Source organism: Streptomyces sp. SID3343 (assembly GCF_009865215.1).
Taxonomy (GTDB): Bacteria; Actinomycetota; Actinomycetes; order Streptomycetales; family Streptomycetaceae; genus Embleya.
On the sequence record NZ_WWJX01001265.1, the window covers coordinates 1 to 2,745 of the forward strand.

At 71.5% G+C, this 2,745-nt stretch carries 3 protein-coding genes; all 3 read left to right on the forward strand.

The window, feature by feature from the left end:
* A partial coding sequence (locus GT354_RS39965; protein WP_161361342.1) for a response regulator transcription factor occupies positions 1 to 257 on the forward strand: 257 nt, incomplete at its 5' end.
* A 173-nt stretch (positions 258 to 430) separates the two neighbouring features.
* Complete coding sequence (locus GT354_RS39970; protein ID WP_161361343.1) at positions 431 to 2,149, forward strand: FAD-dependent oxidoreductase; 1,719 nt, start codon at positions 431 to 433, stop codon at positions 2,147 to 2,149.
* On the forward strand, positions 2,146 to 2,745 hold a 600-nt coding region (locus GT354_RS39975; RefSeq protein WP_161361345.1), incomplete at its 3' end, for a cyclic nucleotide-binding domain-containing protein. The genes GT354_RS39970 and GT354_RS39975, both read left to right, overlap by 4 nt.

Here is a 2,745-nt window from a genome sequence, read left to right on the forward strand (position 1 = left end):
GGGTGATCGGTCGCCTGGCGACCGCCCGCCCCGTCCGCGAGTCCGATGCCGAAGGCCGCGTCGCGGCGCTGACCCCGCGCGAGCGCGAGGTGCTGGCCCTGGTCGGCGCCGGCCTGTCCAACGCGGAGATCGCGCACCGCCTGCACCTGGTGGAGGGCACGGTCAAGACGCACGTCAGCGCGATCCTCTCCCGCCTCGACGTCCGCAACCGGGTGCAGGCCGCGATCCTGGCCTACGAGGCCGGCATGGTCGGCTGATCGGGCCGGGGGAGCCGCCGACACTGCCCCGGCGCCGCGTACCGCGAGCGCATTCGGCTCGTCCCACCTGCGAACTTCGCCGACGGTACGGTGTCGTCGGAACCCCGCGCGGACGTGCGCAGGCGTTCCCGGACAGGAAAACCTGTTCGCGCCGCTCCCTCGTGAGGATTTTCGTGGACAAGCCCGTACTGCTGACCGTGGACGACGACCCGGCCGTGTCGCGTGCCGTCGCGCGCGACCTGCGGCGGCAGTACGGCGACCGGCACCGCATCGTGCGCGCCGAGTCCGGCGCGCAGGCCCTGGAGGCGCTGGCCGAACTGCACGAACGCGGTGAGCAGGTGGCCGTACTGATCGCCGACCAGCGGATGCCGCAGATGGACGGCGTCGCGTTCCTCGAACAGGCCGCGCACCTGTACCCGCGCGCCAAACGGGTACTGCTGACCGCCTACGCGGACACCGGCGCCGCCATCCGGGCGATCAACGACGTGGACATCGACCACTACCTGCTCAAACCGTGGGATCCGCCGGAGGAACGGCTGTATCCGGTGCTCGACTCGCTGATCAGCGCGTGGGAGACCGCGCCGGTGCCGGACGAGAGCTGGGCCACGTTGATCGGCGCGCGGTTCTCGGCGCCGTCGTTCGAACTGCGCGATTTCCTCGCCAACAACGGTGTGCCGTACCGCTGGTACGACGTGACCCAGGCCGAGGGGCGGCGCATACTGCGCGAGACCGGCACCACCGAGGCGGACGTCCCGGTCGTGATCGCGCCCGACTCGACCGTTCTACGCGCGCCGTCCAAGGGCGAACTGGCCGAATACGTCGGCCTGTCCGTGACTCCGTCACACGACCTGTACGACGTGGTGATCGTCGGCGGCGGTCCGGCCGGACTGGGCGCGGCGGTATACGCGGCGAGCGAGGGTCTGCGCACGCTGCTCGTCGAGCGGCAGGCCACGGGCGGGCAGGCCGGCCAGAGTTCACGGATCGAGAACTACCTCGGCTTCCCGGACGGCATCTCCGGTTCGCAGTTCATCGGCCGCGCGCGCCGGCAGGCGCTCAAGTTCGGGGCGGAGATAGTCAGTACGCGCGACGTCACCGCGCTGAACGTCGACGGCGACGTGCGCAGTATCTCGTGCGAGGGCGACGTCGTCGCCAAGGGGCACGCGGTCGTGCTCGCGACGGGTGTGTCGTACCGCAGCCTGGAGGCGCCCGGACTCGTCGAACTCACCGACCGCGGCGTGTACTACGGCGCCGCGCTCACCACCGGGCCCGACACGCGTGACCAGGACGTGTACATCGTCGGTGCGGCTAACTCGGCCGGCCAGGCCGCGGTGTTCTTCGCGCGCTACGCGCGGCGGGTGATCATCCTCGTGCGCGGCAAGGGCCTGGAAGCCTCGATGTCGCACTACCTGATCGAACAACTCGCGCAGATTCCCAACATCGAGGTGCGCGTGCGCACCGAGATCACCCACGCGCACGGCACCAACAGGCTGGAGAAGCTGACCCTGCGCGACCGCGACTCGGGCACGGAGGAGACCGTTTCCGCGTCGTGGCTGTTCGTCTTCATCGGGGCGAGCCCGCGCACCGGCTGGCTCGACGGCAGCGGCGTGCGGCGCGACGAGCACGGCTACATCCTCACCGGCAGCGAACTGGTCCAGGAGTGCGGCGGCCCGCTCGTCGGCTGGGAGCGTGCGCCGTTCGTCCAAGAGACCGCGGTACCCGGCGTGTTCGCCGCGGGCGACTCGCGCGCGGCGTCGGTCAAGCGGGTCGCGTCGGCGGTCGGCGAGGGCGCGATGACGGTCATGCTCGTGCACCGATACCTGGACACGCTCGACCGCGGCGGCGCACCGGCCGGCGGCGCGCCGCGCGGTACCGACAAGGAGGCCCGCCGATGAGCGTGTGCGACGTACTGCCCCCGGACGAACTACGCACGCTGTTCCTGTTCGAAAAGCTCGACGACGAGCACCTGAACTGGCTGTGCGCGCACGGCGTGGTCAAGGCGTTCCCGGCGAACACGACGCTCTACACCGAGGGCGACGCGGGCGAGTGCTTCTACGTCCTGCTGTCCGGCGAGATCACCATGAACCGGGTCGTGCGCGGCGGCGAGTTGGAGGTGCACCGCTCCTCGATGCGCGGCGCCTACGTCGGCGCGGCGCTCGCGCTCGCGGTGGACGGCCACGGCGACGGGGCCGACCCGGTACCGGCCGTCCACCCGTACGGAAACACCGCGCGCACACTCGTCGACTCGACCTTCTTCGTGCTGCCCGCGGGCAAGCTCGCGCAGGCGTTCACCGAGTGGTTCCCGATGGCCGCGCACCTGGTCCAGGGCATGTTCCTGGGCGGACAACGCACCGGTACCGCGGTCGGGCAGCGCGAGCGGATGATCGCGCTCGGCACGCTCACCGCCGGGCTCACCCACGAGTTGGGCAACCCCGCGGCGGCGGCCGAGCGCGCGGCGTCGCGCCTGCGCACTCGGCTCGCGGACCTGCGG